The 13308-nt window shown below is 70.7% G+C and carries 16 protein-coding genes; 6 read left to right on the forward strand and 10 right to left on the reverse strand.

Going from position 1 to position 13308, the window contains the following annotated elements:
- Nucleotides 1-6: 6 nt before the first annotated feature.
- From trmD to rpsP, 3 genes are read right to left on the reverse strand one after another with little or no spacing between them, the layout of a single operon-like run.
- Nucleotides 7-762: a tRNA (guanosine(37)-N1)-methyltransferase TrmD gene (gene trmD, locus LG388_RS23880; RefSeq protein WP_225785040.1), complete on the reverse strand. Its 756-nt coding sequence runs from the start codon at nucleotides 760-762 to the stop codon at nucleotides 7-9.
- Between the two features lie 21 nt (nucleotides 763-783).
- The gene (gene rimM / locus LG388_RS23885) at nucleotides 784-1353 is read right to left on the reverse strand and encodes a ribosome maturation factor RimM (RefSeq protein WP_225785041.1); all 570 of its coding nucleotides are present in this window, start codon (nucleotides 1351-1353) and stop codon (nucleotides 784-786) included.
- A 21-nt stretch (nucleotides 1354-1374) separates the two neighbouring features.
- Complete coding sequence (gene rpsP / locus LG388_RS23890; RefSeq protein WP_225785042.1) at nucleotides 1375-1638, reverse strand: 30S ribosomal protein S16; 264 nt, start codon at nucleotides 1636-1638, stop codon at nucleotides 1375-1377.
- 174 nt (nucleotides 1639-1812) lie between these two features.
- Here rpsP and LG388_RS23895 point away from each other — a divergent pair, with 174 nt between their 5' ends.
- Together LG388_RS23895 and LG388_RS23900 are read left to right on the forward strand one after the other, a co-directional pair.
- Nucleotides 1813-2340 (forward strand): GNAT family N-acetyltransferase, encoded by a 528-nt coding sequence (locus LG388_RS23895; protein ID WP_225785043.1) that lies wholly within the window; start codon nucleotides 1813-1815, stop codon nucleotides 2338-2340.
- Nucleotides 2337-2816, forward strand: a complete 480-nt coding sequence (locus LG388_RS23900) for a hypothetical protein (protein WP_225785044.1) — start codon at nucleotides 2337-2339, stop codon at nucleotides 2814-2816. The genes LG388_RS23895 and LG388_RS23900 overlap by 4 nt, the downstream gene beginning before the upstream one ends.
- A 77-nt stretch (nucleotides 2817-2893) precedes the next feature.
- Here LG388_RS23900 and LG388_RS23905 read toward each other — a convergent pair whose 3' ends face one another.
- The 7 genes from LG388_RS23905 to hda form a co-directional block, all read right to left on the reverse strand.
- Nucleotides 2894-3904 carry an anion permease gene (locus LG388_RS23905; protein ID WP_370630235.1) on the reverse strand — a complete coding sequence of 337 codons (1011 nt, stop codon included), beginning with the start codon at nucleotides 3902-3904 and terminating at the stop codon, nucleotides 2894-2896.
- 24 nt (nucleotides 3905-3928) lie between these two features.
- Entirely contained in the window at nucleotides 3929-4573 is a 645-nt protein-coding gene (locus LG388_RS23910) for a DUF47 domain-containing protein (RefSeq protein WP_225785046.1), read from the reverse strand.
- Nucleotides 4574-4691: 118 nt separating this feature from the next.
- Nucleotides 4692-5060, reverse strand: a complete 369-nt coding sequence (locus LG388_RS23915; protein WP_225785047.1) for a DMT family protein — start codon at nucleotides 5058-5060, stop codon at nucleotides 4692-4694.
- Complete coding sequence (locus tag LG388_RS23920; protein WP_225785048.1) at nucleotides 5060-5692, reverse strand: trimeric intracellular cation channel family protein; 633 nt, start codon at nucleotides 5690-5692, stop codon at nucleotides 5060-5062. The genes LG388_RS23915 and LG388_RS23920 overlap by 1 nt, the downstream gene beginning before the upstream one ends.
- Nucleotides 5693-5784: 92 nt before the next feature.
- Nucleotides 5785-6258, reverse strand: a complete 474-nt coding sequence (folK, locus tag LG388_RS23925; protein WP_225785049.1) for a 2-amino-4-hydroxy-6-hydroxymethyldihydropteridine diphosphokinase — start codon at nucleotides 6256-6258, stop codon at nucleotides 5785-5787.
- Nucleotides 6259-6280: 22 nt separating this feature from the next.
- Complete coding sequence (pcnB, locus tag LG388_RS23930) at nucleotides 6281-7912, reverse strand: polynucleotide adenylyltransferase PcnB (protein WP_225785050.1); 1632 nt, start codon at nucleotides 7910-7912, stop codon at nucleotides 6281-6283.
- 30 nt (nucleotides 7913-7942) lie between these two features.
- Nucleotides 7943-8629 (reverse strand): DnaA regulatory inactivator Hda, encoded by a 687-nt coding sequence (gene hda, locus LG388_RS23935; protein ID WP_225785191.1) that lies wholly within the window; start codon nucleotides 8627-8629, stop codon nucleotides 7943-7945.
- Between the two features lie 178 nt (nucleotides 8630-8807).
- Between hda and purM the strand changes: the two genes are divergently transcribed.
- From purM to LG388_RS23955, 4 genes are all read left to right on the forward strand, one after another.
- Nucleotides 8808-9848: a phosphoribosylformylglycinamidine cyclo-ligase gene (purM, locus tag LG388_RS23940; RefSeq protein ID WP_225785051.1), complete on the forward strand. Its 1041-nt coding sequence runs from the start codon at nucleotides 8808-8810 to the stop codon at nucleotides 9846-9848.
- Between the two features lie 37 nt (nucleotides 9849-9885).
- On the forward strand, nucleotides 9886-11007 hold the full coding sequence (locus LG388_RS23945) for an AI-2E family transporter (RefSeq protein ID WP_370630232.1): 1122 nt from the start codon (nucleotides 9886-9888) through the stop codon (nucleotides 11005-11007).
- Between the two features lie 63 nt (nucleotides 11008-11070).
- Nucleotides 11071-12177: a hypothetical protein gene (locus tag LG388_RS23950; protein WP_225785052.1), complete on the forward strand. Its 1107-nt coding sequence runs from the start codon at nucleotides 11071-11073 to the stop codon at nucleotides 12175-12177.
- Nucleotides 12170-13243, forward strand: coding sequence for a DNA methyltransferase (locus tag LG388_RS23955; protein WP_225785053.1), 1074 nt, complete (start codon nucleotides 12170-12172; stop codon nucleotides 13241-13243). Before LG388_RS23950 ends, LG388_RS23955 begins: the two co-directional genes overlap by 8 nt.
- The last annotated feature ends 65 nt before the right edge of the window (nucleotides 13244-13308 follow it).

Consider the following 13308-nt stretch of genomic DNA (forward strand, 5'->3'; position numbering starts at 1 on the left):
CCGCCATTATAGCGTGCTTCGCGTTCCCGCCAAGAACTGCTCGTCCTCGCGGCTCAGGCGGCCGGCGGCGCGCGCCGCGGCGATCAGTTCCGGCCGCCGCTCGGCCGTGATGCGCAGGCGCTGGTCGCGGCGCCAGCGCTCGATCTGCACGTGGTGGCCCGACAGCAACGGCGCCGGCACCGCCTGCCCGGCCCACAGTTCGGGCCGCGTGTAGTGGGGGCAATCGAGCAGGCCGTCGAGCGCAGGGTTGAAGCTGTCCTGCACGTGGCTGCCGGCATCGCCCAGCACGCCGGGCTGCAGGCGGGTCACGGCGTCGATCAGGGCCATGGCGGCGATCTCGCCGCCCGAGAGCACGAAGTCGCCCAGGCTGATCTGGTGCGTCACGCGCGCATCGATGAAACGCTGGTCGATGCCCTCGTAGCGGCCGCACAGCAGCACGGCCCCCTCGCTGGCGGCCCAATGCTCGACGCTGGCATGGCGCAGGGGCTCGCCGGCCGGCGAGAACAGCACGACGGGCGCGGGCCCGCCGCGCGCCGCGAGCGCGGCATCCAGGCAATCGCTGAGCGGCTGCGCCATCATGACCATGCCCGGGCCGCCGCCGAAGGGGCGGTCGTCCACGCGGCGGTAATTGCCCTCGGCATGGTCGCGCGGGTTCCACAGGTGCACTTGCACCTGCCCGGTGCCATAGGCGCGGCGCGTCACGCCGCTTTGCAGGAAGGGCGCGAAGAGTTCGGGGAACAGGGTCAGGACGTCGAAACGCATGGCAACGCCCGCGACGGGCCCTCAGTAATCGGGCTGCCAGTCCACGGTGATCGATCGCGCCTGCAGGTCCACCTGGTCGATGAAGGCGGCCACGAAGGGGATCATGCGCTCCACGGGCCTGGCGCCCTCGGGCGCATCCGCGGGCGGATCGGCCTGCAGCACCAGCGTGGTCTGCGGGCCGGTGGAAAGCAGCTCACGCACCGTGCCCAGTGCCACGCCTTCGCGGTTGCGCACGGCCAGTCCGATCAGGTCGACCCAGTAGTATTCGCCTTCGTCCGGCGTAGGGAAGCTGCTGCGCGGCACGAACACGCGCGCGCCCTTGAGCGCTTCGGCCGCGTTGCGGTCGGGCACCTCGGGCGAACTGGCGACCACGCAATCGGCATGCTCGCGGGCTTCACGCACCGGCAGGCGGAAGACCTGGCTGCCGCCTGCCGGCGGCTGCAGAAACCAGCGGCGGGAAGAAAAAAGCGCCTCGGGCTGGGCGCTGTGGGGGTGGACCTTGAACCAGCCCTTGACCCCCCATGCATCCGCGATGCGCCCCACTTCGACGGCGTCCGCCGGCAGTTCGGCGGCTTCGAGCGTGGGCAGCATCGCGTGCGGTCGGCCGGCCGATCAGGCGGCGGCCTGGGGGGCTGCGGCGGCGGCTTGCTTGATGATGCGCTCGACGGTGGGCGACACCTGGGCGCCCACGCTCTTCCAGTAGGCCACGCGGTCCTGGGCGATGCGGATGCCCTCTTCGCCGCCGCGGGCGGTGGGGTTGTAGAAGCCCACGCGCTCGATGAAGCGGCCGTCACGGCGCACGCGCTTGTCGGCAACGACGATGTTGAAGAAAGGACGGGCCTTGGCGCCGCCGCGGGAGAGTCGAATCACGACCATGATTTATCCTTCGGGTGGAACCGGTGCCGTGGGAAAGACTCCCTGGGAAAGATTCCCTGTTTGGCACCGACTGATTTCTCTCGGCGTTGAGACACGCGACATGGCCACCCGGCCAGCGACACGCCGAAAAGCCCGCGATTATAGCCCGCCGCGCAAGAAGCGCGGCCTTCCTCCATGAGCCTGCACATCCGCCCCAGCCGCGACGAGGACCTCGCCGCGATCACCGCCATCTACGCCCACCACGTGCTGCACGGCACCGGCACCTTCGAAACCACGCCGCCCACCGAAGCCGAAATGGCCGCCCGCCATGCCGACGTACTGGGCAAGGGCCTGCCCTGGCTGGTGGCCGAGGACGCCGACGGGCAGGTACTGGGCTATGCCTACTGCAACTGGTTCAAGCCCCGCCCGGCCTACCGCTACTCGGCCGAAGACTCGATCTACCTGGCCGACGCCGCGCGCGGCCGCGGCCTGGGCACGCAACTGCTGCAGGCGCTGTGCGACGCGGCGCAGGCCGCCGGCGTGCGCAAGCTGATCGCCGTGATCGGCGATTCCGGCAACGCGGGCTCGGTGGGCGTGCACCGCCGCCAGGGCTTCGCGGAAGTCGGCGTGCTGCGCAACGTGGGCTGGAAGTTCGAGCGCTGGCTCGACGTGGTGCTGATGGACAAGGTGCTGGGCGAAGGCAGCAGCACGCCGCCGCAATGAGCGCCGTTCTGACGCCCAAGCCCGCCCGCGCCAAGCGCAAGACCTGGGCGGCCTGGCTGGCCTTCCTGGGCGGCCCGCTGGGCCTGCACCGCTTCTACCTGCACGGCCCGGGCGATCTGCTCGGCTGGCTGCTGCCCATTCCCACGGCCCTCGGCCTGTACGGCATCGAACGCGCACGCCTCTACGGACTGGACGACCACCTGAGCTGGGTACTGATCCCCTGCCTGGGCTTCACGGTGGCCGGCTGCGCGCTGATGGCGATCATCTACGGCCTGCAGACGCCCGAGAAATGGAATGCGCGCCACAACCCCGGCCTGGCGCCCGACGCGCGGCCTGGCCAGACCAGCTGGTTCACCGTCGCGGCCGTGGTCGCTTCGCTCTTCTTCGGCGCCACGGTGCTCATGTCCAGCATCGTGTTCAGCTTCCAGCGCTACTTCGAGCACCAGATCGAGGCCGGCCGGATGATCTCGCAGTAGGCCTCTCACCTGCGCGACAAAGAAGAAGGCCCGGCTGCATGCAGCCGGGCCTTTTCACTTCCTGCGCGCCCTTTGGCTCAGAACAGCTGCATGCTCACCCAGTAGCCGATCGCCGCCATGAAGGCCGCGGCGGGAATGGTGAAGATCCAGGCCCAGACGATGTTGCCGGCCACGCCCCAGCGCACGGCGCTCATGCGCTGCGCAGCCCCCACGCCAACGATGGCCCCGGTGATGGTGTGGGTGGTCGACACCGGAATGCCCAGCAGCGTGGCGATGAACAGCGTCATGGCCCCGCCGGTCTCGGCGCAGAAGCCGCCCACGGGCTTGAGCTTGGTGATCTTCTGGCCCATGGTCTTCACGATGCGCCAGCCGCCGAACATGGTGCCGGCCGCGATGGCCACGTAGCAGCTGATCACCACCCAGGTCGGGGGCGATGCGTCGCTGGCAGCCGAGTAGCCGGTCGCGATCAGCAGCATCCAGATGATGCCGATGGTCTTCTGCGCATCGTTGCCGCCGTGACCCAGGCTGTAGGCGCCGGCCGAGACGAGCTGCAGCCGCCGGAACCAGGCATCCACCCGTGAAGGCGTGGCGCGCCGGCAGACCCAGGCCACGAGCACCAGCATCATCGACCCCAGCAGGAAGCCCAGCAGCGGCGACACGAAGATGAAGGCCACCGTCTTCAGGATGCCGGAGGCCACCAGGCCGCTGCCGCCGGTCTTGGCGATCACGGCGCCCACGATGCCGCCGATCAGCGCATGCGACGAGCTGCTCGGGATGCCGTAGTACCAGGTCACGAGGTTCCAGCTGATCGCCCCCACCAGCGCCCCGAAGACCACGTGCGTGTCCACCACCCCGGGCTGGGCGATGCCCTTGCCCACCGTGGCCGCCACGCTCAGGTGGAAGATGAAGATGGCGATGAAGTTGAAGAAGGCCGCGAACAACACCGCGTGGAAGGGCTTGAGCACGCCGGTGGACACCACGGTGGCGATGGAGTTCGCCGCGTCGTGGAAGCCGTTCATGAAGTCGAAAATGATGGCGAGCGCGACCAGCATCACCACCACCCATAGCGCCACCTGGGCGACTTGCACCGTTTCCATCGGCGGTGCCCCGGATCAGGAATTCTCGAGGACGATGCCCTCGATCACGTTCGCCACGTCCTCGCACTTGTCGGTGACGGTCTCCAGCAGCTCGTAGATGGCCTTGAGCTTGATGACCTCGCGCACGTCGGGCTCCTCGCGGAACAGCTTGCTCATGGCGCTGCGCATCACACGGTCGGCGTCGGACTCGATGCGGTCGATCTCCTCGCAGGTCTTGAGCGTGGCTTCGGCGACGGCCGGGTCGGCGATCTTGCCGAGGTGGCGCACGGCGTCCTTCAGGCGCTCGCAGCCCTTGACGCTGAGCGTGGTCAGGCGGCTGATCTCCTCGGTCATGTGGCGCACGTCGTACAGCGCCATGGTCTCGGCGCAGTCCTGGATCAGGTCGGCCACGTCGTCCATCGTGTTGATGAGCTTGTGGATCTGCTCGCGGTCGATGGGCGTGATGAAGGTCTTGTGGATCAGGCGGTTCACGTCATGCGTCACGCGGTCGGCGGCGCGCTCGGCGTTGTCCACGTCGCGGTTGTACTGCTCGCGCAGGTGCAGGTCGTTGTAGTTCGCCACCAGCTGCTCGAAGGCGCGCGCGGCCTCGACGATGCGCTCGGCATGCTGGTTGAACATCTCGAAAAAATTGCCCTCGCGGGGCAGCAGCTTGCCGAACATTGGCGGATCGTCCTTACACGAGTTTCACGACAGGGGTGTGACACACCCGTGGTGGCCGCAAGTGTAATTTCTCACGTGAGCCCTGCCGCCGCGCAGGGCCGCGCGCCCTGCGCACGGCTCAGCCCGCGCGGAAGACGAAGTAGACGGCGCCCACCAGGCACAGGGCCGCCCAGACGTAGTCGAGGCGGAAGGGCTGCTTCAGGAAGAACATCGCGAAGGGCACGAACACGCACAGCGTGATCACCTCCTGCATGATCTTGAGCTGCCCCACGCTCAGGCCCGCCTGCGTGAAGCCGATGCGGTTGGCCGGCACCTGCAGCAGGTACTCGAAGAGCGCGATGCCCCAGCTCACCAGCGCCGCCACGTACCAGGGCGATGTCGCGTGGTTGCGCAGGTGGCCGTACCAGGCGAAGGTCATGAACACGTTGCTCGCGGTGAGCAACAGCAGCGTCCAGCCAGCGGCCGGCAGGTGGATGTTCGACAGCATCAGGGATGGCTCCAGGAGGCGCGGGGTGGGCTGAGGGCGGGCAGGTGCCAGTCCCACAGGATCGCGGCCATGCGCAGCCCGAAGACCGCCGCGAAGCCGACGAAGAACGCATGCCGGCGCGGCAGCCCCGCCGCCTGCACCAGCAGGTACAGCGCGATGCCGCCGATGGCGGCCGAGGCATAGAAGCCACCGCGCAGCATGAGCGGCACCTGGCCCGACAGCAGGTCGCGGATGACGCCGCCGCCCGAGCCGGTCATGGTGCCCACCATCACGGTGATCAGCGGCGAATGCCGCACCGACTCGGCGATCTGCGCACCGGTGACGGCGAACAGCGCCAGCCCCAGCGCATCGGCCACCAGCAGCGCCATGCCGGGCGGCACGAACTCGTGCACGTAGGTCACGGTGGCCGCCGCCGTGAGCAGGATCACCCACGGGTAGCGCGCATCGCGCACCCAGAAGATGGGATGGCGGCCCAGCAGCAGGTCGCGCATCGTGCCGCCGCCGATGGCCGTGACGGAGGCCAGCACCAGTGCGCCCAGCCAGTCCATGCCCGCCTGCGCCGCGGCCAGCACGCCGCTGACGGCGAACACGGCCACGCCCATGAGGTCCAGCACGTAGAGCACACGCGTCATGTCACCGCGCCCCGGCCGCCGCGAAAGCGGCGATGCGCTCCAGCAGCGCCCGGCGGACTTCTCGACGCGGGAAAAGGCGGGGCCGGCCCATCTCAGATTCTCTGGATCGCCTGGTCCGCCACCGCCCGCAGCTGCCCGGGTGTCACGCGCTGCGGCGCGATCTCGGCCAGCGGCAGCAGCACGAAGGCGCGCGCCGCCATGCGCGGATGCGGCACCGTGAGCGCGGGCGTGGCGATCTGCGCATCGCCGTACAGCAGCAGGTCGAGGTCCAGCGTGCGCGGGGCGTTGCGGTAGGGGCGCTCGCGGCCCTCGGCCTGCTCCAGGCGCTGCAGCTCGGCCAGCAGCGCCTCGGGCGGCAGCGCGGTGCGCAGTTCGGCCACGGCATTGACATAGTCCGGCCCGCCGGCATCCACCGGCGCACTGCGGTACAGGCTGGACCGCGCCGCCAGCCGCGTCTGCGGCAGGCGGTCCAGCGCTTGCAGGCTGCGCTGCACGGCGGCCTGCGCGTCACCCAGGTTGGCGCCCAGGCCCACGAAGGCCTGCACGGCGGACGGTGCGTCGGGCATGGCTGGCGGACCCGGGCGGCGCTCAGTCGGCGGCGGCCTCGCGGCCTTCCGCGGGGCTCGCGCCGTGGCTGCCTTCGCCGGCGCCGCCGCGCGGCTTGCGGCGGCGGCGGCGCTTGCGCGGCGCGCCCTCGGCCGGCGGGTCCGTGTCGGCAGCGGCCACGGGACCTTCGCGTTCACGGTCCGGGACCTCGTCGCGCTGCGGTTCGCGCGCCGTGCGCTTGGCCGGGGCGCGCTGGTGCACGCGCGGGCCCGGGGACTTCTGGCCCTGCCGCTGCTCGGCGCGCACCTGGTCCATCAGGTCCTGGCGGCGCAGGTCGTCGGCCGTGCTGAACTCCTGCCACCACTCGGCGATGGCCTCGCTGAGCTCGCCGACGTCGGCGCGCAGGCGCATGAAGTCGAAGCCGGCGCGAAAGCGCGCCTGCTCGACCAGGCCATAGGGCGTGCTGCCGCTGCGCTTCTCGAAGCGCGGCTGCATCATCCAGATCTCGCGCATGTCGGCGCCCAGCTTGCCGCGGCCCGAGACATCGCCGATGCGCGCATCGAAGACCTCGTCGATCGCGTCCTGCAGCGCCGGGAAAGGCGCCTGGCCGCGCTGGCCGCCGGGGCCGTCCTGCATGCGCTGCTGCCAGCCCTGGCGCACGTCGTTCCAGAGCACGCAGGCCAAGAGGAAGCTGGCGGCCACGGGCTTGCCCTCGGCCACGCGGCGGTCGGTGTCCTGCAGGGCGGCCTTCACGAAGGGCTGGTCGGCGCGCTCCACCACCACGTCCAGCAGCGGGTAGATGCCCGTCGAAAGGCCCAGCGCGCGCAGCTGCGCGATGGTGGCCACCGCATGCCCGGTCTGCAGCAGCTTGAGCATCTCGTCGAACAGGCGGCTCTGCGGCACGTCGGCCAGCAGCTTCGCCGACTCGACCAGCGGCGCGGCCGTCTTCGCTTCGAGCTTGAAGCCCAGCGCCGCCAGCTTGGCCGAGAAGCGGATCGCGCGGATGACGCGCACCGGGTCTTCGCGGTAGCGCGTGGCCGGGTCGCCGATCATGCGCAGCGTGAGCTTCTTGGCGTCGCGGATGCCATGGTGGTAGTCGACCACGATCTGGCGCCCCGGGTCGTAGTACATGGCGTTGACGCTGAAGTCGCGCCGCGCGGCGTCCTCGTCCTGCGGGCCCCAGACGTTGTCGCGCAGCACGCGGCCGCTGGCGTCCACCGCATGGGTCATGGCGGCCAGCTCGCTCTTGCTGGTGCGCTCGTTGCCCTTCACCTGGCCGGCGGGGGCGGCGTTGTCCATGTAGGCGCGGAAGGTGGAGACCTCGATCACCTCGTGCTCGCGCCCGCGGCCGAAGACCACGTGCACGATGCGAAAGCGCCGCCCGATGATGAAGGCGCGGCGGAACAGGGCCTTGACCTGCTCGGGCGTGGCGTTGGTGGCGACGTCGAAATCCTTGGGCTTGAGCCCCAGCAGCAGGTCGCGCACGGCGCCGCCGACGATGTAGGCCTCGTAACCGGCGTCCTGCAGCGTGGCGACCACGTTCCTGGCGCGCTCGTCCACCAGCGCGGGGTTGATGCCGTGCACGCTGGCGTCCACCTCCTGGCGCTTGCCGAAGCGCGACTTGCCGGCGCCTTCGGCCTTGCCCAGCAGCTTGTCGATGAGTGTCTTGATCATGGATTCCAGAGGCGCCCGGCGCCCCTGCCTTTATTCGTTTTCGAGCATGGACCGCACCAGCGGGATGGTCAGCGCGCGCTGCGTGCGCAGGGCATACCCGTCCAGGTGGTCCAGCAGCTCCATCAGGCTGCCCAGGTCACGGCTGAAGCGGTGCAGCACGTAGTCGATGACCTCTTCGGGCAGCACCAGGCCCTTGGCGTCGGCCGCCTTGCGCAGCACCGCGCGCCGCGCGGGCTCGTCCAGCAGGTGCAGCTGGAACACATGCCCCCAGCCCAGGCGCGTGCGCAGGTCCTCGCGCAGCGGCAGGTCGGCCGGCGGCAGCGTGCCGGCCGCCACCACGCCGCGCCGCAGCGTCTGCGCGTTGATGAACCAGTTGAAGGCCGCCTGCTGCTGCACCGGGGAATAGTGCTGCACGTCGTCCATCATCACGGCGCCCCAGCGTTCGTCGAACGCGGGCGGCTCGTTGATGTCCGGGTGCAGCCAGCCCACCAGCGCGCCCTGCTCGCGCAGCGACGCGCGCACGGCCTCCAGCAGGTGGCTCTTGCCCGTCCCTTCCTCGCCCCACAGGTAGGTGGGCACCGGCGAATGCAGCGCGGGCTCCGGGCCGTGGCCGACCCAGAGCTTCAGGTGCTCCAGCGCCGCGACGTTCGGGCCCGCAATGAAGCTGGCAAGGGTCGGCCCGGTCTGGAGACCGATGTCGAGCGCGAGCTGCTTCATGGACACGTGCAAAGGAACGGAAAAAGGGCGAGGCCCGGAATGGAATGGCCGCGGGGCGCGGTTGGGCGACCCTTAAAATCGCCGCGGAATTCTATCGGCCCGTCCCGAGCCCGCTTGCGGCGCCCCGGCGCGGCGCCTTTCACCCACCCTTGCCTCCCGCTTCCCGCCTGCCCTGCCCATGACCCCGCCCTCCTCCCCCCCCCTGAGCTACAAGGACGCCGGCGTCGACATCGACGCGGGCGACGCGCTGGTCGACCGCATCAAGCCACTGGCCAAGAAGACGATGCGCGAAGGCGTGCTGGCGGGCATCGGCGGCTTCGGCGCGCTGTTCGAGGTGCCCAAGCGCTACAAGGAGCCGGTGCTGGTCTCGGGCACCGACGGCGTGGGCACCAAGCTCAAGCTGGCCTTCGAATGGAACATGCACGACACCGTGGGCATCGACCTCGTGGCCATGAGCGTCAACGACGTGCTGGTGCAGGGCGCCGAGCCGCTGTTCTTCCTCGACTACTTCGCCTGCGGCAAGCTGGACGTGGACACGGCCGCGGCCGTGGTCGGCGGCATCGCCAAGGGCTGCGAGCTCTCGGGCTGCGCGCTGATCGGCGGCGAGACGGCCGAGATGCCCGGCATGTACCCGGCCGGCGAATACGACCTGGCCGGCTTCGCGGTCGGTGCCGTGGAAAAGTCGAAGATCCTCACCGGCCAGAACGTGAAACCCGGCGACGTGGTGCTGGGCCTGGCCTCGCACGGCGTGCATTCCAACGGTTTCTCGCTGGTGCGCAAGGTGATCGAACGCGCTGGCGCGGACCTGCCCGCCACGCTGGACGGCAAGCCCTTCCGCGAGGCCGTGATGGCGCCCACGCGCCTGTACGTCAAGCCGGTGCTCGCGGCGCTGGACAAGCACCCGATCAAGGCGCTGGCCCACATCACCGGCGGCGGCCTGCTCGAGAACATCCCGCGCGTGCTGCCCGAAGGCATGGCCGCCCGCCTGAAGAAGGGCAGCTGGCCGCAGACCGAACTCTTCGCCTGGCTGCAGAAGGTGGCGGCCATCGACGACATCGAGATGAACCGCACCTTCAACAACGGCATCGGCATGGTGGTCGTGATCGACGCCGCCGAGGCCGGCGCCTGTGCCGCCACGCTGCGCGGCCTGGGCGAGACGGTGCATGAGATCGGCGCCATCGCGCCGCGCGGCGACGGCGCCGCCGTGCAAGTGGGCTGAGCCTCCCGCAGCAGCCACCCAGGCCCGGCCGCCACGCATGTCTCGTTCCCCGATCCATCCGTCCAGCGCCCCCGCCCCCCTTGCCACCCCGCCGATGCTGGGGCCGCCGGCCTCGCCAGGCGTGGTGATCGCGAGCTACGTGCTCATGGGCGCGGCCCTGCTGGGCGTGATGCTGAGCCATCTGCTGGTGGGCCTGCTGGCCGTGTGCGTGGGCTTCCTGGCCACGCGCACCTTCGTGCGGCTGATGCTGCGGCTGGCCCACCGGCTGCTGGCGCGCTATTCGCCCGGGGACGCCGACGGCCCGCTGCCGCGGCGCATCGAAAGCATCATCCAGGCCGTCACCATCATCGTGGTGATCGTGGGGCCGCTGGCGCTGCTGGGCATCGGCATTTCGCAGGCGCGCGAGTACATCGTGGACGCACCGCAGCAGTACCGCGAGCTGCTGGACTACGTGGCGCGCACCATCCTCGAGCTGCGCCAGAAGCTGCCGCCGGACCTGGCCAGCGCGCTGCCGGCCGCCGCCGGCGAGGTGCAGCACATGGTGGCCAACTACCTGCGCACGCAGGCCGGCTCGCTGGCGCTGGCGGGCCGCGCCTGGCTGGCCGGGCTGCTGTTCGCGTACGTGGGCCTGATCGTCGGCGGCCTGGCCGCCGTGACGCGCGCGCCGGCCCTGCGGCTGCCGCTGGCGGCCCAGATGCACCAGCGCATCACCACCTTCGGGCAGGCCTTCCGCCAGATCGTCGCGGCGCAGTTCTGGATCGCCACCTTCAACACCACGCTGACGGCCATCTTCCTGCTGTTCGTGCTGCCGCTGTGGAACCTGCAGCTGCCCTACACGCCCGCGCTGATCACGCTCACCTTCGTGGCCGGGCTGATCCCGATCGTGGGCAACCTGCTGTGCAACGTGGTGATCACGCTGGTGGGCCTGTCGGTCTCGCCGCTCACGGCCGCCGCCTGCCTGGCCTTCCTGATCCTGATCCACAAGGCCGAGTACGCGATCAATGCCAAGGTGGTGGGCAGCCGCACGCACATCGCCGTGTGGGAGCTGCTGGCCGTCATGTTCGCGGCCGAGGCGGTCTTCGGCCCGGCCGGCCTGGTGGCCGCGCCGCTGTTCTACGCCTACCTGAAGAAAGAGCTGCAGGCGGCGCAGCTGGTCTAGCCGCCTTCGGGCGCGGCCGCGCCGCTTGCGCGCCAGGGCAGGCGCCAGCGGACAATCCATCGCATGGACGCCGAAGCCGCCCTGCTGCAGACCCTGCGCACCCGCGTGGACCGGGTGGTCCGCCGCCTGCCCGAGGCCGACGAGGCCGGCCGCTGGCATGCCCACCGGCTCAACGGCCGCGCCCTGCGCCTCGTGCGGCCGATCACCTTCACACCCTATGCGTCGGCACGCCCCTGCTCGGCGCGCTGCGCCTTCTGTTCGGAGAACCTGCGCACCGACCGCGGCGGCGTGGCGGCCGCGCGGCTGCGGCCGGATGCGGGCTACTTCGCGGGCCTGCGGCGCGCGCTGGCGGCCCTGCGCGGCGTGCCGCTGTCCTGGTCCCTGTCGGGGCTGGAGAACACCGACGATCCCGACTGGCTGCTCACGCTGCTCCACACCCTGCAGGCGGCCGAAGGCGCCGGCCCCGGCGAAGGCGTGGCGGTGGAAGAGCGCGTGCTGTACACCAACGGGGCCGGCTTCGCGCAGGCCCGGGGCGCGGCCCTGCGCGAGGCACTGCAGCGCTTCGGACTGAGCTGGATCGAACTGTCGCGCCACCATGCCGAGGGGCCGGTCAACCAGGCCCTGATGCGTTTCCGGCCCGGCGAGCCGATCGCCACGCAGGCGGTCTTCGAGCGCGTGCTGGCCGAGCTGGCCGATGCCTTCCCGGTGCGGCTGGTCTGCCTGTTGCAGCAGGGCGGCGTGCGCACGCTCGCCGACGTGGCGGCCTACCTGGCCTGGGCGCGCCGCTGCGGTGCCGGCACCGTGATTTTCCGCGAGTTCTCGCAACTGGACGCCGGCTACCGCGACAACGCCACCGCGCGCCACCTGCAGGCCGCCCGCGTGCCCATGGCGCCGCTGCTGCAGGCCTGCCTGGCCGATGCGTCCACCTGCGCCGGCTGGCGGATCGAATCGCTCACCGAGGGCTACTACTTCTGGAACCTGCGGCTGCGCACGCGCGAGGGGCTGCAGGTCGTGTTCGAGCGCTCCGACTATGCGGCGATGCACCGCCGCCATGCGAGCGGCGACGTCTACAAGCTCGTCTACTTCGCCAACGGCCAGTTGTGCAGCGGCTGGGAACCCGGTCACGAGGTGCTGCTGGACACCCGCCTGGCAGGAGCCGTGGATGGATGAGCGCAGCTGGCTGCACCTGGAGCCGGAGCCCGCCGAGCACGCTGTGCCGGCCGACCTGATCGCACGCGACCCCATGGCCGGGCGCGACATCGGCTGGGTCACGCAGATGCGGCCTTTCGTGCGCCAGTTCTGCCCGCCGGGCGGGCGCGTCTTCGACCCTTTCGCGGGCCTGGGCAGCACGCTGCTGGCCGCCCGCCTCGAAGGACGCGACGCCTTCGGCTGCGAGATCGACGCCGCGCGCGCCGCGCAGATCGGCGAACGCTTCGCGCGCCTGGGCCTGGCCTCGCCGACGGTGTTCGCGGCCTCCTGCGACACGCTGGCCGACAGCGTCCTGCCGCCCTTCGACCTGTGCCTGGCCAACGTGCCCTATTTCGGCTGCCGATGGGTGGGCGAAACGGTGCCGGGCCAGCTCTACGGCAGCGCCAGCTACGAAGCGCACCTGAACGGGCTGCGCGATGTCTTCCACCGCGTGCGCGGCACGCTGGCCGACGACGGCTTCTGCATCGCCATGGTGCAGAACCTGCGCGTGGGCGAACGCATGCTGCCGCTGGCCTTCGACCTGGCGCGCCTTCTCGGCAGCCTGTTCACGCTGCAGGAAGAGCGCGTGATCGTCTACGACCGCCCCGCCCGTGCCGCCACGCCGCTGGACGCGCGCAGCAACCGCAGCCACGAGTACGCCCTCATCGCCCGCAAGCATCGCGAACGGGTGGACCTGCTCGCCACCGCGGCGCTGCTGCAGGCGCTGCGCGCCGAGGGCCATCGCTTCATCGTCTTCGGCAGCTTCGCGCGCTGGCTGCGAGACCCGGCCTCGGCCAGGCCCGCAGACGCCGACCTGCAGGTGGCGCCCGACGAAGCCGCGCTCGGTGCACTGATGCGCAGCCTGGCCCTGCGCGGCTTTTCGCTGCGCTGCTGGGGCGACCCGGTCCACCTGCCCCTGAAGCTGGACGCCTGGCGCGGGCGCCACTACTTCCGGGCCGAGCGCATCGATCGCGAAGGCGCGGTGATCCGGCTGGACCTGTGCTTCGAGCCCAGCGGTCCCGAAGCCTCTTTCGATGTCCTAAACTGATCGGAACTCGTCCGTTCGTTGCAGGACGTCTGCGCACGGACGCAGAAGAATCCCGGGCATTCCCC

This window comes from Xenophilus sp. Marseille-Q4582, assembly GCF_916700565.1.
In the GTDB taxonomy this organism is placed as follows: domain Bacteria; phylum Pseudomonadota; class Gammaproteobacteria; order Burkholderiales; family Burkholderiaceae_C; genus Xenophilus.